The organism is Ramlibacter sp. (genome assembly GCF_041916345.1).
Taxonomy (GTDB): domain Bacteria; phylum Pseudomonadota; class Gammaproteobacteria; order Burkholderiales; family Burkholderiaceae_C; genus Ramlibacter.
Genome location: NZ_JAYRZR010000009.1, coordinates 35,948 through 60,486 on the forward strand (window position 1 = coordinate 35,948; position 24,539 = coordinate 60,486).

Genomic DNA, 24,539 nt, shown 5'->3' on the forward strand with positions numbered 1-24,539 from the left:
CGACCTCAGAGGCCGCAGACAACAGCATGCGTACCCTTTCCCGGGAACTGGCCGCCCTCTGGCGCGGCCGGTCCCTGGCATGGCTGCTTGCCCGACGGGACCTGGCCACGCGCCACGCGGCGGCGGCAGGCGGTATTGCCTGGGCCTACGTCCAGCCGCTGCTGGTGGTTGCCGCGTACTACCTGCTCTTCGACGTCGTCTTCTCGATGCGCGTCGGCGATGCCGGCGGACGCGGCAAGCCGGCAGGCCAGTTCCTGATCGTCGGAGCGCTCGCCTGGATGGCGTTCTCCGATGCCTTGTCGCGGGGCATGAACAGCCTGCTGGAGGCCGGGAGCCTGCTGCAGAAGAACGCGCTGCCTGCCGTGCTGTTTCCCGCGCGGGCGGTGCTTTCTTCCGGCATCGTGTACCTGCCGCTCTTCGTCGTCGTGGCGTGCATCTACGCCGCCACCCACGGCCTGCCGTTGGCGGTCGCCGCGGTGGTGCCCCTGCTGCTGATGCAGTTGGTGCTGAGCTTCATCCTGGGCTACCTGCTGGCGATCCTGGCGGCCGCGTTGCGTGACACGGTCCAGATCGTCACCTTCTTCCTGTCCGTCGGCATCTTCCTGTCGCCGGTCCTCTTTCCCCTGTCGATGTTTCCCGAGGCCTGGCGCTGGGTCCTGTGGCTCAATCCGATGACGCCGCTGGTCGTGGGCTACCAGGCGATCCTGCTGGACGCGCAGTGGCCGCCACTGCTCTGCTGGGTGGTGCCGCTGGCCTGGATCGCGGGCGCCGCCGCGCTGGTGGACCTGGTGCTCGCGCGGTGCAGTGAACAGCTGGTGGATTGGCTCTGATGAACATGGTCGACAGCGCTCCTCCATCCCCCGCCCCTGCGGCCGCGCCGGGATCGTCCGTGCTGGCGGTCCGGGGCCTGGGCAAGGAATACCGCCTCTACGACACCCCGAGACAGCGCCTGAAGGCCCTCTTCACATCGGGCACCCATCACCGCAGCCACTGGGCCCTCAGCGAGGTCTCGTTCGAGTTGCATCGCGGCCAGTGCATGGGGCTCATCGGTGACAACGGCGCGGGCAAGAGTTCGCTGCTGAAGCTCATTGCCGGCACGATGCAGCCGACCACCGGCGAGGTTCGCCGCATCGGCCGGGTGACGGCCATCCTGGAGCTGGGGGCCGGCTTCCATCCCGATTTCTCGGGCCGCGACAACCTGCGCTTCAGCGGCCACCTGACGGGCCTGGACCCGGAGGAGATCGCCCGGCTCGAGCCCGAGATCATCGAATTCTCGGAGCTGGGTTCCGCCATCGACCGGCCCGTGAAGACCTACTCCTCGGGCATGGTGGTGCGGCTGGCGTTTGCCCTGGTCACTGCCAAGCAGCCCGACGTGCTGATCATCGACGAGGCGCTGGCCGTCGGTGACCAGCACTTCCAGAAGAAGTGTGTGGAGCGCATCACGGCGTTCCGACAGAATGGCTGCACCATCCTGTTCTGCTCGCACAGCCAGTACCACGTCCGGCAGCTGTGTGACGTGGCGCTCTGGCTGGACGGCGGGCGGATGCGCGCCCTCGGCGCCACCGACACGGTGCTGGCCGCCTACGAGGCCCATGTCCGTGCACAGGACCTCGCGTCGGCCCCTGCCCCGAGTCCGAGCCCCGAGCAGGCGGTCGCGGCTGCGCCGCCCCCCATCCTGGCCGGCCAGCGGGGCCGGATCACCCGCCTCGCGATCGACCATCTCGGGCCGGGCACGCCGCCCTTGCTGGCAAGCCGTGACCTCGTCGTCACCGTCGAGGCTCTCGTCGAAGGCGGCGAGATGCCGCACATTGCCGTGATGCTGGAGCAATCGCATGGCGTGGGCATCACCTCCGTCGCCACGCACGCAGATGGCGCCCATCCGCAAGCCGTTGGCCCGGATCTCTGGCGATCGGTGTGCACCTTCCCGGACTTGCCCCTGCACTCCGGGGAATACGTGGTCAGTGCCTACCTGTTCGATTCGAAGGCGCTGGTGGTGTATGACCAGTGGTACCAGCACCAGCACTTCCGGTTTCACTTTCCCACCCTCACGCCGGGGCTTGTGCGACTGCCCCACCACTGGTCGTGATGGCTGGCCTGCGCGCCCGCCTGGGCGCAGAGGCGCGCGACCTGCTCGAAGTCGTGCTGGTGCCCGGCCTGGCCGCGCTGCTGCCCTGGCCCTGGGCCTATCGCCTGTTCCGCCGGATCGCCGCAAGACCCTGGCTCTACGAGTCGTCGGTCGCTCGCGCCGCCGCCCAGGCACGCGCCAGGCAATGGGTCGGCACCAGCGAGGCCGACTGGATGCTGCGCCGACGTCTCACCACATTGGTCGACCACGCCGATCACTACCTGAGCCGCACGCGCGGTGCAGGCTGGCTGAGCCGGTTCGTCCATCAGGAGGGCGAGTGGCCCCGGCCTGGCCAGCCGGCCCTGTGCCTCACCTTCCACTGGGGGGCCGGCATGTGGGGGCTGCGCAGCGCGGCGGCAGCCGGTGTCCGGGCCCATATGCTCGTCGCGTCGCCCGACGCCGCGCACTTCAGGGGCCACGCGGTCCTGCACCGCTACATCCTCGCCCGGATGAACTCGATCACGAAGGCACTTGGCCGCGAGTGCATCGACGTGTCGGCCGACATGCGCCAGGTGCCCCGCGCGCTGGCGGCAGGCGATGCGGTGTTCGCGGTCATCGACGTGCCGGCGGACCAGGTCACCGCCAGTGCGCCCATCCGCGTGCTGGGCCTACCCGCACGGCTGCCGACCGCGCTGCTGCGCATGGCCGTGGCGAAAGCCATCCCGGTGCACGTGTACGTCACCGGCTACCGGCTGGAGGACGGCCACCGCTTCGTGCGCATCCAGTCACTTGGTGCACCCAGGGATCTGGCCACGCTCGTGGGACAGGTCGAGACCCTGCTGGACGAAGCCATCCGCGCCGATGCGCCGATGTGGCATTTCTGGGGCGAGGCGGACCGTTTCTACCGGCCCTGAGCGCGCTGTCAGCGCGCGCTGCCGCGCTTGCCGTGCAGGGCCGGCAGTTCCAGGACGAAGTACGACAGGCTCGCCAGCGCCAGGGCTGTCGGTGCGCAGATCAGCAGCGTCTGCCACACCGTCAGGTCGAACACCGCGTAGCAGGCCCAGATCAGGGGGTAGTGCCACAGGTACATGCCGTAGCAGATGGCGCCGAGGTACAGCGACACCGGGTTCTGGAACACGAAGCGCAGCCCCAGCCCCGTGGGCGTCTTCAGGAACGACATGATCAGCAGCAGGGACAGCACGACGAACAAGGGCTGCTGCCATGCGTACCACGGGCCGTGGAACACGTTGACGCGGAAGGCGCCTGCGAGCATGACGATGATCATCACCCACACCAGCCAGGGCCGTGCCAGCCAGGCGCAGGCGCGCTGGACCACCGGCGTGTCGAACAGGATGGCCAGCAGCGCGCCAAGGGCCAGGCTGTCCAGGCGCATGTCGGTCCCGTTGTAGAGGCGCTCCCAGGACGCTCCCTGCGTGGCCAGCCAGGCGCGCCAGGCCATGGCGCCCACCACGACCAGCCCCAGCGTGAGGCACCAGAAGGGCAGGTGCAGCCGACGCGGCTGGTCAGCGCGTCCCCGGGTGAGGGCGAGGCCGGCCGCCAGCAGGGCCGGCCACACCAGGTAGTACTGCTCCTCGATCGACAGCGACCACGTGTGGCCCAGGTACTTCTCGTGCGGGATCTCGAAGGCGCGCAGCCAGTTGCCGAAGTAGAAGAGCGTGCCGGCGACATTAAGCATGCGGTCGAACCCGTGACCGAGCCATCCCCAGACGAACAGCACGGCCACCGCCACCATCGCCAGCAGGGCCGGATAGAGCCGGCGCAGCCGCCGCAGGTAGAACGAGGCGAAGTGGATGCGCCCGTGGGTCAGCCAGTCCTTCAGCAGCAGCCGCGTGATGAAGAAACTGCTCATCATGAAGAAGCAGTCCATGAAGATGATCGCGCCGGGCAGCCACTGGTAGGACACGTGGGCGACGAAGACGCCCACGGTCATCATGCCGCGCATGCCGTCCAGGGCCGGCCAGCGCGTGAGCGAGGGCCGCGCCGGTGCGTCCGTCGCGGCGGCGTGCACCACCGCCTCAGTCAGCCGGGACATCCACGTGCTCCGGTGGCAGCCCCGCCGAATGGCGTTGCCAGATCATCTCGAATGCGCATTCCAGGTGCCGCGTGAAGCGGCCGGAATCGAACAGGGGCAGGACGTGGCGCTGCCCGGCCAGATGGCGCTTCAGCGCGAGCAGGCGCCCGGGCTGCGTGGCCAGTGCCAGCGCCGTCTGCCGGTAGTCCGCCAGCGTCGGGCAGATCAGCTCGGGCAGGCCCGCGGCCTGCAGCAGGCTCGCACCCACGCGCCCTGCGAAGCCGGCGCCCGCGAGCGTGACCACGGGCACCCCCATCCACAATGCGTCACTCGCGCTCGTGTGCGCATTGCACGGGAGCGTGTCGAGAAAGAGGTCCGCGCAGCCGATGCGGGCCAGGTGCGCCTGCGGATCCAGCAAGGGCGCGAAGCGGATGCGTGACGGGTCGATGCCCTGCGAGGCGGCGGCCTGCAGCAGATGCTGGCGCGGTCCTTCGCCGCCATCGAGCTGCCACAGCACGCTGCCTGGCACATCGCGCAGCAGCGCCATCCAGGTCGCGAAGACCTCCGCCGTGATCTTGTAGGGGCTGTTGAGGCTGCAGAAGACGAACGCGTCCTCGGGCAGGCCCACCTGCGACCGCGGCGGCGGCGCGGGGCAGGCCCGTGTCTCGTCGTTCACCTGGTAGCTGCCGGGCAGCGTGATGATCTTCTCGCTGTAGTGCGCGCGGGCGTCAGGCGGGACCACCGTCGCATCGGCGACGAGGTAGTCCATCCAGTCCGCACCCAGGGTGCACGGATAGCCGAGGTAGGCCACTTGCAGGGGCGCTGCGCGCGCTGCAAAGACACCGGGCCTGGCATGGAGCGACAAACCTTTCAGGTCCACCGCGATCTGGAGGCCGCGTTCCCGCGCGAGGCGCGCCGCCGTCACGTCGTCCAGCGCATCGATGTCGTGGAACTCGTCGAAAGCCGCGCGCAGGCGTTCGTGCATGGCATCGCGCCGGGCCGGGCCGAGCTGGAAGCCGACGATCTCGAATCGTTCGCGGTCGTGGCGCTCGAACAGCCGGGCCATCAGGAAAGCGGTGGCATGCGCATGCAGATCCGCGGAGAAGTAGCCGATGCGCAGCCGCCGGCCGGCGGGCCGGAAGGCCGGCGCGGTCAGCGCGGCGGGCAGCCGCAGGTGGGTGACGTAGGACCGCGCTGCGGGCAGCAGCAGATCCGGCCGGTCCATCAGCGCGAAGATGCGGGCCGGCGACACCAGCGGGCTGCCCCGGCGGATGGCGGCCTCGATGGCCTCGCGGTCGGCCTGCGCGTGGCGCCAGTCGCACAGGCGCGCCCGCGCCAGGGCCAGTGCGTCCAGCAAAAAGTCCGTCTGCGGCGCGATCGCCAGGGCCTTCTGGTAGGCGTCGACGGCGGCCGGGGCATCGCCCAGATCCAGCCTGGCGTGGCCGAGGGCGGCCCAGGCCTCGCCCTGCCCGGGGTCGATGCGCAGGGCCTGCTCGAAGTCGGCCACCGCCGCATCCAGGCGGCGCAGCGCGCTGCGGACCAGGCCACGCTGCGTCCATGCCACCGCCAGGCCCGGCGCGAGCCGCAGCGCCTCGCCCAGGCTCTGTTCAGCCTCGACCCGGCGCTGCAGGCGTGCCAGCGCCAGCCCGTGGTTGAACCAGAGGTCGGCCTGCGCGGGTGCCACGCGCAGGGCCTGCGACAGCACATCGACCGCCTCGCCGGCACGGCCGGCGCGCAGCAGACAACTGCCCAGGTTGCACAGGGCATCCGCATGCGTAGGCTGCCGTCCCAGCACGCGCCGATAGGCTTCGGCTGCACCTGCGTGGTCATGCAGGCCATGCAGCCACTCGCCCTGCAGCAGCCACAGTGGCACCGGGTCTGCGGCGCTCGTCGCAGCGGCGTCCAGCCAGCGCACGGCCTCATCGATTCGCCCCAGCGCGTGCAGCGCCTGGGCCTTCATCAGCGGGGCCTTGGGGTGCGCGGGCTGTCGGCTCAGCACGGACTCAAAGGCCTCCAGGGCCTCCTGCGACCGCCCGGCCTGATGCAGCACCAGCCCGCGGTTGAAGGCCACGCCGGCATCCCCGGGGACGAGCCGCGCCGCGGCATCGAAAGCCTCCAGCGCCTGGGGCAGATGGCCCTGGGTGAATTCCGCCAGCCCCAGCATCTGCCAGATGTCCGGGCGGGCCGGCGCGGCGGCCAGCACCTGGCGATACAGCCGCGCGGCAGCCTCCAGCTGACCCGACCGATGCAGGCCGAGTGCCGTCTGCAGCTCGTCTTGGGCGGCGGCGGGCATCGGGCCTCGCTCAGGCGAGCAGCCAGTCCTTCACGCGCCGCTGCACCTGGGCGGGCACCAGGCGCGCGACCCAAGCCAGCGCGGCGCTGCGCCGCAAGGCCTGCACGCCGGCCATGGCCACGCGCTTGAGGGGCTGCCGCGGCACGTCGATGCCGGCCACGGGCTCGGGGCGCGAAGCCGCGAGCAGGTCCACCGCCAGTCCGGTGACGGGGCGCGCCGCCACACCACGCAGGTAATCCAGGTCGTGCGACCAGCTTGGTGGCTCGGCCGCACCTGCAGCGGCGGACGTGGCGGGTGGCGGCGGCGCCACGCCCGCGACGAAATGCGCCTCGCGGATGCGCGCCAGCTCGCCCACCATCTCCGCCGCCGGCAGGTTCCATGGCACGACCCAGCTCCAGGCGCGGCCGGCCAGGCGCTCGGGAAACGCGCCGAGATCGGGCGCCAGCACCGGCAGGCCGGCCTGCAGGCAAGCACTCAAGGTGTAGCTGTAGGTTTCCGGCCACTGCGCCGGGAACCACACCAGGTGCGGCTGCAGCCATTCCAGCAGGCGGGGCAGATCTTCCTCCTGGTAGGCGCCATGCACGGTGAGGGCGGCCTGCGGCTGCGTGCGCAGGCTGCGGTAGCCATGGCCAATGAGGTGGAACTCCAGTGGCGCGCCCTGCCTGGCTGCGCGTTCCGCGACGGCTTCGAGCACATCCGCGCCCTTGATGCGCGAGAGCCCGCCCAGGACGGCGACCCGCAGCGGCGTGCCCGCTTGCAGCGGCTTGACGTGCGGTGTGGGCAACGCTTCAGGCGTGATGTCGGTGTGCGGCGCCACGTGCAGGCGCAGCGCCGGCCACATGCGTGCATAGCGCAGCGCTGTGTCGCGGCTGGGCGCCAGTACCGCACGCGCGGCGCCGAGGAACTCGCCATGGCGCTGCCGCCAGCCCGCGAGATCGCCACCGGGAGCCTGCCGCGCGCAGCCCTTGCAGCGGCCGCTGCCGTCCTCGCCGCAGTAGCGGTCATCCGTGCCGGTGAGCGAGATGGCGGGGCACATCGGGTAGTAGTCGTGCGCCGTGAAGTCCCAGGACACCCCCAGCTCGCGTGCCAGGCCGAGAATGCGATCGGCATGGCCGATGACGTGGTGGTAGTGCACATGGCCCACGCCGAGTCCGCGCAGGGCGTCGAGCAGACGGTCCCAGTCCTGCGGAAGCTGGAACGCCAGCCGGAACGCGGCACCGTCCTCCAGCCGCTCCAGCCACACCGCGCCACCGGCCGCCGGCGAAAGGGAGAAGAAGATCGCTCGCCCCTGGAAGTGCCGGGCCAGTTCGCTGGCGTGCCGCTGCGTGCCGCCACCGCGGTTGTGCAGCACCGCCAGCACCACCGGCAGGCCGCTCGTGGCCACGCGCTGGATGTCCGCCCGCAGGCGCGCCACGCGCGCCGGATCCTGCGCCACATAGGCCATCACGATCGGCTCATAGGTGGGGTGCAGGCGGCGCAGCTTCTCCATCGCGTCCAGCTCGCGCTGGCTCTTGCTGGCGCCGAAGCTCACGCCGCCGGCATGGCGCACGAAGCAGTCGAGCGCGTGCAGGTTGCGCCAGCCGGCGTCCGCGGCGCGCCGGCAGAAGTCGTTCTCCTCGCCATAGCCCTTGCCGAACTGCTCGACGTCGAACAGGCCGACCTCGCGCAGGCAGTCGCGGCGGATGTACATGCAGAAGCCCACACCCGTGGGCACGTCCACCGCCTGCCCGGCGTTCGCCTCGGCAAACACGCGGTCGAGGCGGGCGGTGTCCCAGCCCGGGGGCAGCTCGTTGGCCTCGCAGAACTTCGGGTAGCTGCAGATCGTCGCGTTGTTCGAGAAGGGCGTGACCGACGCCACCCGGGCATCGCGGTAGGCCGCGGCACGGATGCGGTCCAGCCAGTCGTTCGCGACTTCGGCATCGCTGTTGAGGAGCACCACGTCATGGCGGTCGCTGACCGACATGCCGCGGTTGACCGTGCCCACGAAGCCCAGGTTCTGCTCGTTTTCCAGCAGCAGCATGCGCGGCTCGCGCGCGGCGGTGTCGCGCAGCCATTGCGTCACTTCCGGCTCCGGACTGCAGTCGTTGATGACGACCACCCGCCAGGGCGTGCGGCACTGGCTCGCGATCACCGATTCGATGCAGCAGCGCGTGTCGTCCAGGCCTCGGTAGACCGGCACGATGACGTCCACCGTGGCTTCCGTCGGCTCGATGCGCCGCTCAGCCGGCGGCAGCGGCGCTGGTTGCGGCGCGGCCGCGCGCCCGAGCAGGCGGTCCAGCGCCATCTTGGCGTGCACCAGCGGCCGCGTGGCGCGGAAGACGGTGGAGTTCTCGATCCAGCGCAGGTGGTCGGCGAGCTGCTGGAACTGCTGGCGCGATTCGCCCAGCTCGCGTTGCAGGCCGAGTCGCTCCTGCGTGAGCTGCCGCACGTCCAGCGACAGCTCCCCCTGGCGGCGGCGCAGGTCGTCGACTTCGCGCGCCTGGGTCGTCATGCGGTGCTGCGTCTCGGTGAGCTCGGCCTCGCGCGCCGCGGCCAGCGCAGACGATGCATCGAACTGGCTAGACAACCGGCTCAGCTCCTGCTGCGCATCCGCCAGCCGGGCCTCGGCGTGCGCCGCTCGGCGTTGCTCGCCCTGCAGGGCAGCTCGCACGGCATGGGCCTCTGCGCGCAGATGGCCTGCATCATCTGCCAGCGGGCGCATCAGGCCTGCCAGCGCCAGATAGTCGGCCGACATCGGCCAGCCGAGATCCACTTCCAGCGTGGCCGCGCCATGCGCACCTGCCAGCACCTCGTGCGGCACCGGCAGCTCCACCCACGGATCGTCGCCCAGCAGCAGCACCAGGCCGGCCGCCGCCGGCCAGCCGGCCCGCCACGTCATCTGCTGGTGCGTGCAGGCCTCCAGCGTACGAAGGCCAGCGTCATCGGGTGTCCAGCGCCAGCGCTCGTCCGCGCCTGCCAGCACGCGCATGCCGTGCAGATGCAGGAACCCGGGGCGATCCGCCGGATCGAGCCGCAGTCGCGTGGCATCGGCCGGCACCGCGAAGCGCAGGGTCTGCCGCTCTGTTCCGACGCGACCGGCGACGGTGATCTTCTGCGCCTCGGCGTAGCCTTGCTCGCCGGCCCAGTAGAGCTGCGCGGTGAACAGCGCGACAGCCGTGTCGCCAGTCGCGCGTTCCACGCCGGGCGCATGCCCGACATCGGGCTCGGCCTGCGCAATCAGCTGGTAGGTGCCGGCATCGGGGGTGGCCAGCAGGTAGCGGGCCACGGCCGGCGGCAGATCGTCGAACCGGGTGTGGAACTCGGATTCGTTGAGTGGTCGCTCCACCGTGTGCAGCGCGCGCACGCCGTAGCCCTGGCCGGCCAGCGTCTCGAGCAGGCTGCGGCGGGTGAAGAAGCGCAGGTGCGTGCGATCGAGCAGGCCTTCCTTGCGGTAGCGGAAGTCGCCCTGCAGCAGGTCCGCCACCAGGCCGCAGTAGCCGGCGTTCGGCACCGAGATGAGCAGGCTGCCGCCCGGCGCCAGCAGCGCGCGGCACGCCTGGAGCGTCTGCTCCGGCTCGCGCAGGTGCTCCAGGACGTCGGCGCAGACGATGCGGTCATAGCGCTGGCCCGAGAAGACCGCCAGGGCGTTGGGGTCCTCCAGGTCCGCGACCACCAGGCGGCGGTAGCCGGTGGTGGCCAGGGCAGCCTCTTCCGCGCTGATGGTGACGCCATCGACGACGCAGCCGCCGTGGGCACTGAGGTGGGCGCCGAGCGCGCCGCTGCCGGTGCCGAGATCAAGCACGGTCGCGCCGGCCGGCACCAGCCCGGCCAGCAGCGACAAGGACGTGCGTTCACCCTGGTCGATCTGTCGCAGGTACACGTGGCGGGGCCGTGAGGACTCTGTCATGGTCGCTGGATCGGAGGGGCCCGAAGCCCGGGAACGGGGCCGGTCGGCAACCGGCCGCTCAGGCGGCGGATGCCGCTTCGGCCGGTGCGCCGTATTGCTGCGCGATCCACTGGCGGTAGGCACCGCTGGTGACCGACTCGACCCAGTCCGCGTGGTCCAGGTACCACTGCACGGTGCGGTCGATACCCTCCTCGAACGGCACGGCCGGCTTCCAGGCCAGCTCGCCGGCGATGCGGCTGTCGTCGATCGCGTAACGGCGATCATGACCAGGGCGGTCGCGCACGTGCGTCACGAGCTCGGCGTAGGCGCGGCCATCCGCGCGCGGACGAAGGCGGTCGAGCGTGGCGCAGATCGTGTGGACCACCTGCAGGTTGGCGCGCTCGGAACGGCCGCCGATGTTGTAGGTGGCCCCCGGTGCGCCGCGTGCCAGCACCGCGCGCAGGGCGCTGCAGTGGTCGTCCACGTGCAGCCAGTCGCGGACCTGCTGACCGTCGCCGTAGACCGGCAGCGGCTCGCCGCGCAGCGCATTGCGGATCACCAGCGGAATCAGCTTCTCCGGGAACTGGCGCGGGCCGTAGTTGTTGGAGCAGTTGGTGGTGAGCGTGGGCAGGCCGTAGGTATGGTGGTAGGCCCGCACGAAATGATCCGAGGCCGCCTTGGACGCCGAGTAAGGGCTGTTCGGCTCGTAGCGGTGCTGCTCGGTGAAGGCGGCGTCGCCCGGGCCGAGCGAGCCGAATACCTCGTCGGTGGAGACGTGCAGGAAGCGGAAGGCCGCGGCCTCCGCAGCCGGCAGCGCGCGCCAGTGTTCGAGCGCGGCCTGCAGCAACTGTAGCGTTCCCACCACGTTCGTCTGCGCGAAGGCGAGCGGGCCGGAGATCGAGCGGTCGACGTGGCTCTCGGCCGCGAAGTGCACGATGGCGCGCGGACGATGGCGCCGCAGCAGATCGGACACCAGCGCCGTGTCACCGATGTCGCCGCGCACGAACACGTAGCGCGGGTCGTCCGCCAGCGACGCCAGGTTGCCCGGATGCCCCGCGTACGTGAGCAGATCCAGATTCACGACCGGCTCGCCGGCCTCGGCCAGCCACTGCAGCACGAAGGCCGAGCCGATGAACCCGCAACCGCCGGTCACTAGAATCATGGGAGAACCTGTTCTAATTACGCTTTTTTGACAGCCCAGATTGTAAGTGCTCCCTTCACGAGCCCTCCGATGACCCTGGATCGACCCGTCACGGTATCGATCGTGAGTCACGGGCATGAGGACCATGTCGCCCGGCTGATGCAACAGCTCTGTGGCGCCAGCGCGGTCCTGGTGTCGCGAGTCATCCTCACCCACAATCTTCCGGCCGAGCCCGTGCGCTCGCCGGACGGCGGCTGGCCCTTTGCCTTCACCGAAGTCTTCAATGAAGACCCGCGGGGCTTCGGCAGCAACCACAACCGGGCCTTCGCGCACTGCCAGACCGACTTCTTCTGCATCGTCAACCCGGATGTCGAACTGGTGGAGGAGGTTACCCTCGCGCGCCTGCTCGAATCCGCGCGCCAGCCGGGCGTGGGCTGCGCCTATCCCGAGCTGTTCAACCCCGACGGCAGCCGCCAGCAGAACGAGCGCGAGGTGCTGACACCTGCGTCGCTGCTGCGGCGCCATCTGCTCCACGTGTCCTCGCAGCGCATCGACTGGGTGAGCGGTGCGTTCTGGATGGTGCCCGCGACGGTCTGGCGCACCCTGGGCGGCTTCGACGAAGGCTTCTTCATGTACTGCGAGGACGCCGAGTTCTGCTTCCGGCTGCAACTGGCCGGCTGGACGCTGGCGCGCGCCGGCACGCGGGCCGTCCACGATGCCTCCTGGGCCAGCCGACGTCCCGGCCGGCCCATGGTCTGGCACATTCGCAGCCTGTTCCGGCTCTGGGGGTTGGGGTCGTATCGCGAGTTCCTGGCGCGGGTGCGGCATCAGCCGGCGGCCTCCAGCCAGGCCAAGTAGTCAATCCCCGCGTCTCCGCATGCTGATCCTGCTGCTCGTCTGCGCTGCGCTGTCCTTCGTGCTGACGGGTCTGTTGATCCGAAGGGCCCGGCGCCATGCCATGGCCTACGCGGAGACCATGCCCCAGCGCTTCCACGTGGGTCATGTGCCGCGCCTGGGCGGCGCGGCGATGTTCGCGGCCTGTTCCCTGTGCTGGGGCTGGCTGGCCGGCGCAGCGATGTACGGGTGGCCGGCGCCGGTGCACATCGACCCCGACCTGGCCCTGCGGCTGTGGCTGGTGACGCTCGTGCCCGCGGCAGCCGGCATCATCGAGGACCTGACGCAGCGTCTGGCCGCGCGCTGGCGACTGCTGCTCACGCTCATCGCCGGTGGCATCGCCGTCTTCGCGCTCGACCTCAGTTTCGGTCGTGCCGGCATCCCCGTTGTCGACAACTGGTTCCTCGCATATCCCTGGATCGGCATGGGGCTCGCCATCCTGGCCATCGGCGGCCTGCCGCACGCCTACAACCTGATCGACGGGTACAACGGTCTCGCTGGCACGGTGGCGCTGATCTGCTGCATGGCGCTGGCCTATGTGGCCTTCAAGGTCGGTGACCGGCAGCTCGCGGGCATCGCGCTGGCGCTGGCGGGTGCCACGGCCGGTTTCCTGGCCTGGAACTACCCGCGCGGGCTGATCTTCGCCGGTGACGGCGGCGCCTACCTGTGGGGCGCGGTCATCTCGACGTTGTCCCTGATGCTGGTGGCGCGCCATGCCCAGGTGTCCCCCTGGTTCCCGGTGCTGCTGATGCTCTACCCGATCCAGGAGACCCTGTTCTCCATTTACCGCAAGGTGGTCCGGGGCCAGTCGCCCGCCATGGCCGATGCGCTGCACCTGCACCAGCTGATCTACCGGCGCCTCGTGCGCGGCGTCTTCCACGACGACGAAGCCCGTCGCGTGCTGATGCGCAACAACCGCACCTCGCCCTATCTCTGGGGCTTCACGCTGCTCACGGTGCTGCCGGCCGTGCTGTTCTGGAACCAGACGGGCCTGCTGCTGCTGTGCATCGTGGCCTTCATCGTCGTGTACGTCTGGTCGTACTCCAGCATCGTGCGCTTCAAGCTGCAGCGCTGGGTGCGGCGCTGAGCCGGCGCGCCCGGCGCGGTCGCGCGCTTGGGGCAAAATCGCGACTCCCCGATACGCACGCCCGCCCGCCATGACCGACGTTTCCCGGATCGCCCCGCGCGACAAGGCCGAGATCCTCGCCCAGGCCCTGCCGTACATCCGCAAGTACCACGGCAAGACCATGGTCATCAAGTACGGCGGCAACGCCATGACCGATCCGGAGCTGCAGGCCGACTTCGCGGAAGACGTCGTGCTGCTCAAGCTGGTCGGCATCAACCCGGTGGTGGTGCACGGCGGCGGCCCGCAGATCGAGACCGCGCTCAACCGCCTGGGCAAGAAGGGCGAGTTCATCCAGGGCATGCGTGTCACCGACGCCGAGACCATGGAAGTGGTCGAGTGGGTGCTGGCCGGCGAGGTGCAGCAGGACATCGTGGGCCTGATCCACCAGGCCGGCGGCAAGGCCGTGGGCCTGACCGGCCGCGACGGCGGCCTGATCCGGGCGCGCAAGCTGAAGATGGTGGACGCCAAGGACCCGACCAAGGAGCACGACGTCGGCCAGGTGGGCGACATCGTGCAGATCGATCCTTCGGTCGTGAAGGCGCTGCAGGACGACCAGTTCATCCCCGTGGTCAGCCCGATCGGCTTCGGCGAGGCCAACGAGAGCTACAACATCAACGCCGATGTCGTCGCCAGCAAGCTGGCCACCGTGCTGCGCGCCGAGAAGCTCGTGCTGCTCACCAACACGCCCGGCGTGCTGGACAAGTCGGGCAAGCTGCTGACGGATCTCTCTGCGCGCGAGATCGACGAACTGTTCGCCGACGGCACCATCTCCGGTGGCATGCTGCCCAAGATCAGCGGCGCGCTCGACGCCGCCAAGAGCGGCGTGAACGCGGTGCACATCATCGACGGTCGCGTGCCGCACGCCATGCTGCTGGAGATCCTGTCCGACCAGGCCTACGGCACCATGATCCGTTCGCACTGATGTCCCACCCCCGAAGCGCCTTCGGCGCCTCCCACTCAAGGGGGCGCAACCAGCGGCCCGGCAAAGCCGGTTCCGCGGTCGCCCCCGCGAAGGCTTCCGGGCGAAGTTGACATGAGACTCTTGTTGGTCGAGGACGACGTGATGGTGGCCAGCGGCATCAAGCTGGGGCTGGCCAACGCGGGCTACGCGGTCGACTGGGTGGGCAGCGGCGAGCGCGCCGAGGAGGTGCTGCGCACCGAGCCCTTCGACGCCGCGATCATCGACATCGGCCTGCCCAACATGGACGGCCTGGAGCTCACCCGCCGCCTTCGCCGCCCGGACATGCCCAGCCAGAACATGCCGGTGCTGATCCTCACCGCGCGCGATGCGCTGCATGACCGCGTGCAGGGCCTGGACCTGGGTGCCGACGACTACATGATCAAGCCGTTCGAGCTGCCCGAGCTGCTGGCCCGCCTGCGCGCGCTGCTGCGACGCTCGCAGGCCGCCACTTCGGCGGTGCTGAGCTTCGGCCCGATCGAGCTGGACACCGCGAACCGCCGCGCCAGCGCGCAGAAGAACGGCCAGGCGGTGCCCATCGAGCTGGGCCCGCGCGAGTGGACGGTGATGGAGTACCTGCTGATCCACGCGCCCAAGCCCGCCAGCAAGGAGAAGCTGCTGCAGGCGCTGACCGGCTGGGACAAGGAAATCACGCCCAACGCGGTGGAGGTCTACATCTCGCGCCTGCGCGGCAAGCTGGAGCCGCACGGCGTGGCGCTGCGGTCGATCCGCGGCTTCGGCTACCGGCTCGAGCTGCGCTCGGCCGAAGGGGAGTGAAGTCCGCCCCGGTGCCCGCCGGCCGCCGACGGCCCGGCGGCGTGCTGGGCATGACATCCGGCCTGCGCCGGCGCCTGCTGGTGATGCTGATCGCGCCGCTGATCGGCCTGGCCGTCCTCAACGCCTGGTTCGACTACCGCTCGGCCGACAACGTGGCCATCCAGCAGGACCAGCGGCTGCTCGCCCTGCTCCCCCTGCTGGCGGATTCGGTCATCGGCGAGAACGTGGGCCGGCCCCTGCTGCTGCTGGCGCCGCCGCTGGAGGAGTTCCTGAACGACCGGCCCGACAGCGCCGGCTTCGCCGTGCTCGACGCCGACGGCAAGCTGCTTGCCGGCCTGCCCTGGCTGGCTGGCCTGCCGCCCGGGGGCAGCGAGCCCGAGTTCCACAGCGAGGAGCACGAGGGCGCCACCTGGCGCATCGTGCGCCAGCGGCAGCCCACCGTGCTGGGCGACACGGTGCTCGCGGTGGCCGACGGATCCGACCCGCGCCAGCAGTGGACGCGGTCGGTGCTGTTCAAGGTGCTGCTGCCCAACCTGGTGCTGATTGCCGCCGCCGCCTTCGCGGTGCGCTGGGCCGTGGAGCGCGCGCTCAAGCCGCTGCTGGACCTGAAGGACGCGGTGGAGCGCCGCTCGCCGCGCGACCTGAGCGCGCTCGATGTCTCGGCCTCGCCGGAGGAGGTGCGCCCGCTGGTCGATTCGCTGAACCGCCTGTTCGTCCTCGTCAATGCGCAGGCCGAGAGCCAGCGGCGGTTCGTGGCCGACGCCGCCCACCAGCTGCGCACGCCGCTGGCCGGGCTGCAGGCGCAGGTGGAGGCCTGGGCCCAGGCGGCGCAGGCCACCGGCGGGCAAGGCCACCTGCAGTTGCCGGTGGACCAGGTGCGCAAGCTGCGCAATGCGACGCGGCGCACCTCGCAGCTGGCGAACCAGCTGCTGGCGCTGTCGCGCGCCGATGCGCGCAGCATGCAGCCGCAGCCGGTGCAGCGCGTGGACCTCAAGGACCTGTGCGAGGACATGCTGCAGACCCACCTGGACGCCGCCTCGGCGCGGCACATCGACTTCGGGCTCGATGCCGGGCCGGCGCAGGTGATGGGGCATGAGTGGCTGCTGCGCGAGATGCTCTCGAACCTGGTGGACAACGCGGTCAAGTACACCCGCCTGGGCGGCACGGTCACCATCCGGTGCGGCCTGCGGCAGGGACAGGCCTTCGTCGAGGTGGAGGACGACGGCCCCGGTGTCGCGCCCGAGGAACTGCCGCGTATCCTGGAGCGCTTCTACCGGGTGCAGGGCACCGAGGGCGAGGGCAACGGCCTGGGCCTGGCGATCGCCGAGGAGATCGCGCGGGTGCATCACAGCCACCTGCAACTGCAGGCCGGCACCGGCGGACGCGGCCTCCGGGTCACGCTGGTGTTCCCGGGGTAAGCGCGCACTTGGCCGGCAGCTTGCGTGCTGGCTGCAACCGTGCCGCGCCGCCACGGGGGAAACCCCCAAGCGCCGTGTGCGAAAATCAATTGCACACTGCCCCTGTCAGCCCATGTCCCACGCCGAGCTCGAAGCCTCCGAGACACCTCCCAGTGGCGGCGGTGACGCACCCGCCACGGTGCGCAAGCGGCCCAAGCCGGGCGAACGCCGGGTCCAGATCCTGCAGGCGCTGGCCACCATGCTGGAGCAGCCGGGCGCCGAGCGCATCACCACGGCGGCCCTGGCGGCCCGGCTCGATGTGAGCGAGGCCGCGCTGTATCGCCACTTCGCCAGCAAGGCGCAGATGTTCGAAGGCCTGATCGAGTTCATCGAGCAGACGGTCTTCACCCTCATCAACCAGATCACCGAACGCGAGCCCGATGGGCCCACGCAGGCCGCCCGCATCGCCACCATGCTGGTGCAGTTCGCCGAGAAGAACCCGGGCATGACGCGCGTGATGGTCGGCGATGCGCTGGTGTTCGAGAACGAGCGCCTGCAGCAGCGCATGAACCAGTTCTTCGACAAGATCGAGGCCTCCCTGCGGCAGAGCCTGCGCCCCGCGGCGGACGCATCGGCCACCCCGACGGTGGAGGCGCAGGTGCGCGCCTCGGTGCTCACCGCCTTCATCGTCGGGCGCCTGCAGCGCTTCGCCCGGTCGGGCTTCAAGCGCATGCCGTCCGAGCACCTGGAGGCGAGCCTCGCGCGCGTGCTCTGAGCCGCGCGGGGCCGGCGCCGGCCGGCAGCGTCCATGCAGATCGACCTGGCCGGCACGCGCGCCGAGCTGCACGCTTGCGGCGCGCTCCACCTCCCCGAATGGCACACCGTGCTGGTGGCCGACGCCCACTTCGGCAAGGCGGTGAGCTTTCGCCGGCTGGGCGTGCCGGTGCCGCGCGGTACCACGCTCGACACCGTGTCCCGGCTCGACGCGGTGCTGGCCGCCACGGGCGCGCGTCGGGTCGTGTTCCTCGGTGACTTCCTGCACTCGGCGCGGTCCCATGCCACGGGCACGCAGGCCGCGCTGGCCACCTGGCGCGCCGGACACCGCGACCTGGCCTTGACGCTGGTGCGCGGCAACCATGACGACCGCGCCGGCGATCCGCCTGCGGCGCTGGGCATCGAGGTGGTGGACGAGCCGCTGCCGCTGGGGCCCTTCGCGCTGTGCCACCATCCCGCGCCGGTGGAGGGTGCCTACGTGCTGGCTGGTCACTGGCACCCCTGTGTCCACCTGATGGGGCGCGGCCATGAGCGCCTGCGCCTGCCGTGCTTCTGGCTGCGCGAGGGCGCCGTCGCGGTGGGGGTCCTGCCCGCGTTCGGTGCCTTCACCGGCATGCATCCGATCGACCGGCGTCCGGGCGACAGGGTCTACGCCATCGCGGGGGACCAGGTGCGCGCGGTGCCGGCGGGCTGACCGCCGGCACCTGCTCAGTGGTCCAGCCGCACGCCGACGCGACGGCCGGCCGCCACGATCTCGGCCCAGGTCTGGTCGTCCAGGCGGATGCCCTCGCGTTCACGCCGTGCGCGCGCCTCGCGCTCGGGCTCGCCGGCGATGCGCACGCCGCCCGGCTCTGGCGAGGGGCTCTGGCGCAACCAGTCGATGAAGGCCAGCGCCTCGGCCTCGAAGGCCGCCTGCGTCCCAAGCCGCGCGGGATCGATCACGATCGTGAGCATGCCGTTCAGCACCGCCCGTGACGCGTCCGCCGGCCGGTGCCAGGTACCGCCGCCGGTGAGCGCGCCCCCCAGCAGCTCGCAAGCCAGCGCCATGCCGTAGCCCTTGTGTTCGCCGAACGGGAGCAGGGCGCCGAACAGGCCTTCGGGCGGCTGCGGCACCACCACCACCCCGGGGTCGGTCGTCGGCCGGCCCTGGGCGTCGATCAGGTAGCCGGGCTCCACCTGGCGCCCCTCGTTGTGGGCGACGCGCATCTTGCCCTGCGCCACGCGGCTGGTGGCGAAGTCCAGCACGAAAGGCTCGCGGTCCGCCAGCGGCACGCCCACGCAGAACGGGTTGGTGCCGAAGCGGCCGTCGCCACCGCCCCACGGGGCCACCACGGGCCGGGACAACACGTTGACGAAGTGGATGGCGACCAGGCCGCGGGCCACCGCAAGCTCGGCAAAGTGGCCGATGCGCCCGAGGTGGTGGGCCTGGGCCAGCGCCAGGATACAGCTGCCATGGGTTTCGGCGCGGTCCATCGCGAGCGACATTGCCTGTACCCCGACCACCTGGCCGTAGCCCCGCTGGCCGTCCATCGACAGCAGGGCGCCGGTGTCGAGCACCACCCGCGCGGTGGCATTGGGGTGCAGGCCACCCTCCTGCACGGCATCCACGTAGCGCGGCGCCATGCCCACGCCGTGGGAGTCGTGGCCGCTCAGGTTGGCCAGCACCAGGTTGTCGGCGACCTGGGCGGCCTCGGTCGCGCTGCTGCCTGCGGCGGCGAGGATGGAGGCGATGCTGCCGCGCAGGTCGGCGGCGGGAATGAGGCGTGCCATGGCGACTACATCACTGCGCCGACCTGCCAGGGCACGAACTCGTTCTGCCCGTAGCCATGCCGTTCGCTCTTGGTGGCTTCGCCCGAGGCCGTGGCCAGCACCAGGCGGAAGATGCGCTCGCCCATCTCCGCCACGGAGGCCTGTCCGTCGACGATCTCGCCGCAGTTGATGTCCATGTCCTCCTCCTGCCGCTGCCAGAGGGCGGTGTTCGTGGCCAGCTTGAGGGAGGGCGCAGGGGCGCAGCCATAGGCGGATCCGCGCCCGGTGGTGAAGCAGATCAGGTTGGCGCCGCCGGCCACCTGGCCGGTGGCCGACACCGGGTCGTAGCCCGGCGTGTCCATGTAGACGAAGCCCTTCGCGGCGACGGCCTCCGCGTACTCGTACACGGCTTCCAGGTTGGTCGTGCCGCCCTTGGCCACCGCGCCGAGCGACTTCTCGAGGATGGTGGTCAGGCCACCCGCCTTGTTGCCGGGCGAGGGGTTGTTGTTCATCTCGCCTTCGTTGATCTTTGTGTAGTGCTCCCACCAGCGGATGCGCGCGATCAGCTTCTCGCCCACCTCGCGCGTCACCGCGCGACGCGTGAGCAGGTGCTCGGCGCCATAGATCTCCGGCGTTTCCGACAGGATGGCCGTGCCGCCGTGGGCCACCAGCAGGTCGACCGCGGCGCCCAGCGCCGGATTGGCGCTGATGCCCGAGTAGCCGTCGGAGCCGCCACACTGCAGGCCGATGGTGATGTGCGAGGCGTCGCAGGGCTCCCGCTTCACCGCGTTCGCGCGCGGCAGCATCTCGCGCACCAGGGCGATGCCCTTCTCCACCGTGCGGCGCGTGCCGCCCGTGTCCTGGATGTTGAAGACGCGCAGCGAGTCGCCCTCGCGCAGGCTGCTGTGGGCGAGCCAGGCGTTGATCTGGTTCGCCTCGCAGCCCAGGCCCACCACCAGCACACCGGCGAAGTTGGCGTGGGTGGCGTAGCCAGCCAGCGTGCGCTCCAGCAGCTGCATGCCCAGGCCTTCGGTGTCCATGCCGCAGCCGGTGCCATGGGTGAGCGCCACCACGCCATCCACGTTCGGGAAGTCGGCCAGCGCGGCCGGATTCGTCTGCCGCGAGAAGTGGTCGGCGATGGCGCGCGCGGCGGTGGCCGAGCAATTCACGCTGGAGAGAATGCCGATGTAGTTGCGCGTGGCCACGCGGCCATCGGGCCGGCGGATGCCCATGAAGGTGGCCTGCCGTCGTGGCACAGGCGGCTTCACGTCGGCGCCGAAGGCGTAGTCGCGCGCGAAGGCGCCGCCCTCCGCGCCGATGTCGAGGTTGTGCGTGTGCACATGCTCGCCTGCGGCGATGGGGCGGCTGGCGAAGCCGATGATCTGGTTGTAGCGGCGCACGGGCTCGCCGGTGGCGATGTCGCGCATGGCGACCTTGTGGCCCGGCGGCACCAGGCCCTTGACAGTCACGTGCTCGGCGAGCGCGCCGCCCACGAGCTGGCTGCGCGCGATCACCACGTCGTCGGCGGGATGGAGTCGGATGAAGGGGGTCATGAATGGCGGATCGGATCAGTAGAAGAGCTTCGGCAGCCACAGCACCGGGCCGGGCAGGTAGGTGATGAGCGCCAGCGACAGCAGCAGTGGCACCAGCCAGGGCAGGATGGCCACCGTCGTTCGCTCCACCGAGAGCTTTGCGACCCGCGCCAGCACGAACAGCACCATGCCCATGGGGGGGGTGCAGCAGGCCGATCATGAGGTTGAGCACCATCACCAGGCCGAAGTGCACGAGGTCGATGCCCAGCTGCTGGCAGATCGGCACCAGGATCGGCACGAGGATGGTGATGGCGGCCGTGGGCTCCAGGAAGCAGCCCACGAACAGCATCAGCAGGTTGGCCAGCAGCAGGAAGACCCAGGCTTCCTTGGTGAACGACAGCACCCAGGCCGAGATGGCGGCGGTGACGCCGGTGGCGGTGAGCATCCAGCCGAAGATGCTGGCCGCCGCCACGATGAACAGCACCGTGGCCGTGGTCTCCACCGTGTCCAGGCAGACCTTGATGAACATCTTCCAGGTGAGCGTGCGATACCACGCAAAGCCCAGCGCCATGGCCCACAGGCAGGCCGCGATGGCGCCTTCGGTGGGGGTGAAGATGCCGGTGGTCATGCCGCCGATCAGCAGCACGGGCGTCATGATCGGCAGCACGGCCTGGAAGCGGAAGACCTTGTCGGCAACGAACAGCAGCACCGCGCCGGCCACCACCGTCGCCGTGGGCGGCAGGCCCGCGTGGGTGATCAGCAGCCAAAGTGCCAGCGGCCAGCAGATCACGACCGCCGTCTCGGCCAGCGCCTTCAGCACGCGCGGCCACTCGAACTTGATGTCCCCGCCCCAGTTGTTCTTGTGGGCGAAGTAGGCCACGGTGAGCATCATCAGGCCCGCCATGATGACCCCCGGCAGGATGCCGGCGAGGAACAGCGCGCCCACGCTCACGTTGGCCATCATGCCGTAGATCACGAACGGCAGGCTGGGCGGGATGATGGGGCCCAGCGTGGCCGAGGCTGCCGTGACACCGACCGCGAACTCGGTGTCGTAGCCGTGGTCCTTCATCGCCTTGATCTCGATGGTGCCCAGGCCGGCGGCGTCGGCGATGGCGGTGCCGCTCATGCCCGCGAACACCACCGAGCCCACCACGTTCACGTGGCCCAGGCCGCCCTTGAGCCACCCCACCAGGGCCAGCGCGTAGTTGTAGATCCTGTTGGTGATGCCGGCGTTGTTCATCAGGTTGCCGGCGAGGATGAAGAAGGGCACGGCCAGCAGCGGAAAGCTGTCGATGCCGCTGACCATGCGGTGGATCACCACGAAGGGCGGCAGGTTGCCGCTCCACAGGATGTAGATCAGGGCGGAGCCGGCCATGGCCACGGCCACCGGAATGCCGCCGCTCATGAGCAGCAGGAACAGGATCTTGAGCATCGGGCGGGCGTCAGTTGTCGGTGATCTCGGTCATCGGGCGCTCCAGCACGCTGTAGCCGCGCTGCCAGTGGCGCCGCGCGACCAGCGCGGAGCGGAAGGTCATGGCGATGAAGCCGGCCAGGCAGATGCCGTAGACCCAGTTCATGGGCAGGTCCACCATGGTCATGCGGGAGTTGTTGCCCAGCTTCTGCATCATCATCAGCGTCAGCACGCTGGCCATGGCGAAGAAGCCGATGCGCAGCACGTCCACCACGGTGGCCATCACGCGGCCCATGCGCGCCGGCATGTAGCGATAGAAGAAGTCGACCTGGATGTGGTTGTTGCGGGCCACGCCGATGGTGGCGCCGGTGAACACCACCGCGATCAGCAGGTAGCGCGCGATCTCCTCCGTCCAGGCGGCGGAGTTGTTCAGCACGTAGCGGGTGAAGAACTGGTAGAACACCACGCCCCCCAGCACCCAGAAGAAGCCCAGCGCCACCCAGGCCTCGGCGATGGTGCCCGACAGATCCACCGCCTCGTCCTGCGCGTGGAACTCCCCGTCGTCGCCCATCACATGGGGCATGTCGTCAATGGATTGCGTGCTCATGAAACTCCTGGCTCCATCCGGGGGGCACCGCGGAACCGGCTTTGCCGGGCCGCTGGTGTCGCCCCTTGAGGGGGATGACGGCGCAAGCCGTCAACGGGGTGGTTCAAGTCCTCGCGGAACCGGCTTGGCCGGGCCGCTGGTGTCGCCCCTTGAGGGGGATGACGGCGCGAGCCGTCAACGGGGTGGGCCTACTTGATCGCGATGATCCGGTCCCAATCCTTCTTGTCGAGCTTCATCGACTCGAAGGTGATCGCCTTCAGCACGCGCTGCTGGAAGTCGTTGCGGTCCACCGTGACCACGTTGATGCCCTTCTTCTTGAACTCGTCCACCAGTTCACCCTCGCGCTTGCGGATGTCGTTGGTGGCGTTGACCGCGGCCTCCTGCGTGATGTCGGCCAGCAGCTTCTGCTCGGCCGGGGTCAGCTTGCCCATCAGGCTGGGCGAGACCACGGTGAGCAGCGCGTCGGAGATGTGGCCGGTGAGGATGATGTTCTTCTGCACCTCGAAGAACTTCTTGGCCTCGATGGTGGGCAGCGGGTTCTCCTGCGCGTCCACGGTGCCGTTCTGCAGCGCCAGGTAGACCTCGGCGAAGGCGATGGGCGTCGGGTTCGCGCCGCAGGCACGCGGCAGCGCGGTATACGCCGGCGAATCCGGCACCCGCATCTTCAGGCCCTTCATCTGGTCGCAGTTGGTGAACAGCTTGTTGCTGGTGGCGTGGCGCGCCCCGTAGTAGGTGAGCGCCGTCACGGTGTTGCCGGTGGCCTTCTTGTAGCCCTCGGTCAGTTCCTTGAAGATGTCGCTCTTGCCGTACTTGATGACGTGATCCGCATCGCGGAACGTGAACGGGTAGTAGCTCACCGCCAGGCGCGGGAACGAGTTGGAGGCGAACGAGGCGCCGGTGAGGATGATGTCCACCGTGCCGAGCTGCAGGCCCTGGTTGATGTCGCTTTCCTTGCCGAGGCTGGAAGCGGGGAAGACCTGGATCTCGTACTTGCCGTTGGTCTTCTTCTTGAACTCCTCGGCGGCCCAGACCGACCACTTGTGGTACGGCTCCGAGGTCTCGTAGACGTGGGCCCACTTCAGCTTGGTCTGTGCCTGGGCCAGGCCCGGCAGCGCGGCGGCGGCCACCAGCGTGCAGGCGGCGACCAGTTGGAGGGTGAGGCGTTTGCGCATGGCGATGTCTCCTTGGTTGATTGCTGGCGTCAGGAACTGTTGGCGCGGCGCCAGCTCGCGCTGAAACGGGAATGGGCGCGGTCCAGGTGGTGCTGCATGGCCTCACGTGCGGCCGCGGCATCGTGCGCGCGGATCGCCTCGTACACCTGCTCATGCTCGGCCACGGCCTTGCGCCACGAGGGCACGCTCTCGAAGTGGTCGCCCAGCCGCTCGAACAGCGGCCCGCGGCGGGCGTCCCAAAAGGTCTGCACCGTCTCCAGCAGCACCACGTTGCCGGCGGCCTCGGCCACGGCCACATGGAAGGCGCGGTCGCCGGCGCGGGGCTGCACGCCGGCGTCGGCATCCGCATGCATGCAGGTGATGGCCGCCGCGATCGCATCCACCTGCCGGCGCTTGCCATGCTGGGCGGCGAGGGCCGCGATCTCGCCCTCCACCACGCGGCGGGCCCGCAGCAGCTCCAGCGGGCCCCACTCGGTGGCGGGCACCTCGGCCCGCGCCGCCTGCGCCGCGGGCACGCGCTGCAGCACGTAGACGCCCGAGCCGGTGCGCACCTCCACCCAGCCTTCGACCTCCAGCGCGATCAGGGCCTCGCGCACCGAGGGGCGGCTCACGCCGAGCTGCTTGGCCAGGTCCCGCTCGGCCGGCAGCCGGCTGCCGGGCGGGAACTCGCCGCTGCCGATGAGCGCGCGCAGCTGCTCGGCGATCTGCCGGTAGAGGCGCTGCGGTTCGACGGTCTGCAGGGGCAT

The 24,539-nt window shown here is 70.2% G+C and carries 19 protein-coding genes and 1 pseudogene; 10 read left to right on the top strand and 10 right to left on the bottom strand.

Translation table 11 applies throughout. The annotated features are described in order from the left end of the window. Nucleotides 1-26 precede the first annotated feature (26 nt). The 3 genes from ACE3T5_RS04565 to ACE3T5_RS04575 are packed head-to-tail and all read left to right on the top strand — an operon-like array spanning nt 27 to nt 2,979. Complete coding sequence (locus ACE3T5_RS04565; protein ID WP_374664928.1) at nt 27-830, top strand: ABC transporter permease; 804 nt, start codon at nt 27-29, stop codon at nt 828-830. Beyond that, on the top strand, nt 830-2,086 hold the full coding sequence (locus ACE3T5_RS04570) for an ABC transporter ATP-binding protein (RefSeq protein ID WP_374664931.1): 1,257 nt from the start codon (nt 830-832) through the stop codon (nt 2,084-2,086). Before ACE3T5_RS04565 ends, ACE3T5_RS04570 begins: the two co-directional genes overlap by 1 nt. Further along, nucleotides 2,086-2,979, top strand: a complete 894-nt coding sequence (locus tag ACE3T5_RS04575) for a hypothetical protein (RefSeq protein WP_374664933.1) — start codon at nt 2,086-2,088, stop codon at nt 2,977-2,979. Before ACE3T5_RS04570 ends, ACE3T5_RS04575 begins: the two co-directional genes overlap by 1 nt. A gap of 8 nt (nt 2,980-2,987) precedes the next feature. On the opposite strand, the gene ACE3T5_RS04580 is transcribed toward ACE3T5_RS04575, so the two are convergent. The 4 genes from ACE3T5_RS04580 to rfbB are packed head-to-tail and all read right to left on the bottom strand — an operon-like array spanning nt 2,988 to nt 11,417. Then, nucleotides 2,988-4,118 (bottom strand): acyltransferase family protein, encoded by a 1,131-nt coding sequence (locus ACE3T5_RS04580; protein ID WP_374664935.1) that lies wholly within the window; start codon nt 4,116-4,118, stop codon nt 2,988-2,990. Next, nucleotides 4,102-6,390 (bottom strand): tetratricopeptide repeat protein, encoded by a 2,289-nt coding sequence (locus tag ACE3T5_RS04585; RefSeq protein ID WP_374664938.1) that lies wholly within the window; start codon nt 6,388-6,390, stop codon nt 4,102-4,104. Before ACE3T5_RS04585 ends, ACE3T5_RS04580 begins: the two co-directional genes overlap by 17 nt. A 10-nt stretch (nt 6,391-6,400) precedes the next feature. Further along, a complete protein-coding gene (locus tag ACE3T5_RS04590) occupies nt 6,401-10,276 on the bottom strand; it encodes a methyltransferase domain-containing protein (RefSeq protein WP_374664940.1) in 3,876 nt (1,291 codons plus the stop codon). A gap of 58 nt (nt 10,277-10,334) precedes the next feature. Beyond that, a complete protein-coding gene (rfbB, locus tag ACE3T5_RS04595; RefSeq protein ID WP_374664942.1) occupies nt 10,335-11,417 on the bottom strand; it encodes a dTDP-glucose 4,6-dehydratase in 1,083 nt (360 codons plus the stop codon). A 138-nt stretch (nt 11,418-11,555) separates the two neighbouring features. Here rfbB and ACE3T5_RS04600 point away from each other — a divergent pair, with 138 nt between their 5' ends. The 7 genes from ACE3T5_RS04600 (at nt 11,556) to pdeM (ending at nt 18,016) form a co-directional block, all read left to right on the top strand. Further along, nucleotides 11,556-12,254, top strand: a complete 699-nt coding sequence (locus ACE3T5_RS04600; RefSeq protein ID WP_374664944.1) for a glycosyltransferase family 2 protein — start codon at nt 11,556-11,558, stop codon at nt 12,252-12,254. 19 nt (nt 12,255-12,273) lie between these two features. After that, nucleotides 12,274-13,377, top strand: coding sequence for a glycosyltransferase family 4 protein (locus ACE3T5_RS04605; protein ID WP_374664946.1), 1,104 nt, complete (start codon nt 12,274-12,276; stop codon nt 13,375-13,377). Nucleotides 13,378-13,447: 70 nt separating this feature from the next. Beyond that, nucleotides 13,448-14,338 (top strand): acetylglutamate kinase, encoded by an 891-nt coding sequence (gene argB, locus ACE3T5_RS04610; protein ID WP_374664948.1) that lies wholly within the window; start codon nt 13,448-13,450, stop codon nt 14,336-14,338. A gap of 111 nt (nt 14,339-14,449) precedes the next feature. Beyond that, complete coding sequence (locus ACE3T5_RS04615) at nt 14,450-15,151, top strand: response regulator (protein WP_374664950.1); 702 nt, start codon at nt 14,450-14,452, stop codon at nt 15,149-15,151. A gap of 50 nt (nt 15,152-15,201) precedes the next feature. Then, a complete protein-coding gene (locus ACE3T5_RS04620; protein WP_374665023.1) occupies nt 15,202-16,569 on the top strand; it encodes an ATP-binding protein in 1,368 nt (455 codons plus the stop codon). 112 nt (nt 16,570-16,681) lie between these two features. Further along, a complete protein-coding gene (slmA, locus tag ACE3T5_RS04625; protein ID WP_374664953.1) occupies nt 16,682-17,323 on the top strand; it encodes a nucleoid occlusion factor SlmA in 642 nt (213 codons plus the stop codon). 33 nt (nt 17,324-17,356) lie between these two features. Continuing rightward, on the top strand, nt 17,357-18,016 hold the full coding sequence (gene pdeM / locus ACE3T5_RS04630; RefSeq protein ID WP_374664955.1) for a ligase-associated DNA damage response endonuclease PdeM: 660 nt from the start codon (nt 17,357-17,359) through the stop codon (nt 18,014-18,016). 14 nt (nt 18,017-18,030) lie between these two features. Here pdeM and ACE3T5_RS04635 read toward each other — a convergent pair whose 3' ends face one another. From ACE3T5_RS04635 to ACE3T5_RS04660, 6 genes and pseudogenes are all read right to left on the bottom strand, one after another. Continuing rightward, nucleotides 18,031-19,092, bottom strand: coding sequence for a malate/lactate/ureidoglycolate dehydrogenase (locus tag ACE3T5_RS04635; protein ID WP_374664957.1), 1,062 nt, complete (start codon nt 19,090-19,092; stop codon nt 18,031-18,033). Between the two features lie 5 nt (nt 19,093-19,097). Next, nucleotides 19,098-20,624 (bottom strand): UxaA family hydrolase, encoded by a 1,527-nt coding sequence (locus tag ACE3T5_RS04640; protein WP_374664959.1) that lies wholly within the window; start codon nt 20,622-20,624, stop codon nt 19,098-19,100. A 15-nt stretch (nt 20,625-20,639) separates the two neighbouring features. Beyond that, nucleotides 20,640-22,035: pseudogene (locus tag ACE3T5_RS04645) on the bottom strand (TRAP transporter large permease). Nucleotides 22,036-22,045: 10 nt separating this feature from the next. Then, nucleotides 22,046-22,621 carry a TRAP transporter small permease gene (locus ACE3T5_RS04650; RefSeq protein ID WP_374664961.1) on the bottom strand — a complete coding sequence of 192 codons (576 nt, stop codon included), beginning with the start codon at nt 22,619-22,621 and terminating at the stop codon, nt 22,046-22,048. Nucleotides 22,622-22,809: 188 nt separating this feature from the next. After that, nucleotides 22,810-23,793 carry a sialic acid TRAP transporter substrate-binding protein SiaP gene (locus ACE3T5_RS04655; RefSeq protein ID WP_374664963.1) on the bottom strand — a complete coding sequence of 328 codons (984 nt, stop codon included), beginning with the start codon at nt 23,791-23,793 and terminating at the stop codon, nt 22,810-22,812. Between the two features lie 29 nt (nt 23,794-23,822). Next, complete coding sequence (locus ACE3T5_RS04660) at nt 23,823-24,539, bottom strand: FadR/GntR family transcriptional regulator (protein ID WP_374664965.1); 717 nt, start codon at nt 24,537-24,539, stop codon at nt 23,823-23,825.

Bases quoted from the DNA above. Each gene is read 5' to 3' on its own strand.
- ACE3T5_RS04615 (WP_374664950.1), top strand. From the start codon at position 14,450: ATGAGACTCTTGTTGGTCGAGGACGACGTGATGGTGGCCAGCGGCATC.
- ACE3T5_RS04605 (WP_374664946.1), top strand. From the start codon at position 12,274: ATGCTGATCCTGCTGCTCGTCTGCGCTGCGCTGTCCTTCGTGCTGACG.
- ACE3T5_RS04660 (WP_374664965.1), bottom strand. From the start codon at position 24,539: ATGCCCCTGCAGACCGTCGAACCGCAGCGCCTCTACCGGCAGATCGCC.
- ACE3T5_RS04570 (WP_374664931.1), top strand. From the start codon at position 830: ATGAACATGGTCGACAGCGCTCCTCCATCCCCCGCCCCTGCGGCCGCG.
- pdeM (WP_374664955.1), top strand. From the start codon at position 17,357: ATGCAGATCGACCTGGCCGGCACGCGCGCCGAGCTGCACGCTTGCGGC.
- rfbB (WP_374664942.1), bottom strand. From the start codon at position 11,417: ATGATTCTAGTGACCGGCGGTTGCGGGTTCATCGGCTCGGCCTTCGTG.
- argB (WP_374664948.1), top strand. From the start codon at position 13,448: ATGACCGACGTTTCCCGGATCGCCCCGCGCGACAAGGCCGAGATCCTC.
- ACE3T5_RS04635 (WP_374664957.1), bottom strand. From the start codon at position 19,092: ATGGCACGCCTCATTCCCGCCGCCGACCTGCGCGGCAGCATCGCCTCC.
- ACE3T5_RS04565 (WP_374664928.1), top strand. From the start codon at position 27: ATGCGTACCCTTTCCCGGGAACTGGCCGCCCTCTGGCGCGGCCGGTCC.
- ACE3T5_RS04655 (WP_374664963.1), bottom strand. From the start codon at position 23,793: ATGCGCAAACGCCTCACCCTCCAACTGGTCGCCGCCTGCACGCTGGTG.
- ACE3T5_RS04620 (WP_374665023.1), top strand. From the start codon at position 15,202: ATGACATCCGGCCTGCGCCGGCGCCTGCTGGTGATGCTGATCGCGCCG.
- ACE3T5_RS04590 (WP_374664940.1), bottom strand. From the start codon at position 10,276: ATGACAGAGTCCTCACGGCCCCGCCACGTGTACCTGCGACAGATCGAC.
- slmA (WP_374664953.1), top strand. From the start codon at position 16,682: ATGTCCCACGCCGAGCTCGAAGCCTCCGAGACACCTCCCAGTGGCGGC.
- ACE3T5_RS04600 (WP_374664944.1), top strand. From the start codon at position 11,556: ATGCAACAGCTCTGTGGCGCCAGCGCGGTCCTGGTGTCGCGAGTCATC.
- ACE3T5_RS04575 (WP_374664933.1), top strand. From the start codon at position 2,086: ATGGCTGGCCTGCGCGCCCGCCTGGGCGCAGAGGCGCGCGACCTGCTC.
- ACE3T5_RS04640 (WP_374664959.1), bottom strand. From the start codon at position 20,624: ATGACCCCCTTCATCCGACTCCATCCCGCCGACGACGTGGTGATCGCG.
- ACE3T5_RS04580 (WP_374664935.1), bottom strand. From the start codon at position 4,118: ATGTCCCGGCTGACTGAGGCGGTGGTGCACGCCGCCGCGACGGACGCA.
- ACE3T5_RS04650 (WP_374664961.1), bottom strand. From the start codon at position 22,621: ATGAGCACGCAATCCATTGACGACATGCCCCATGTGATGGGCGACGAC.
- ACE3T5_RS04585 (WP_374664938.1), bottom strand. From the start codon at position 6,390: ATGCCCGCCGCCGCCCAAGACGAGCTGCAGACGGCACTCGGCCTGCAT.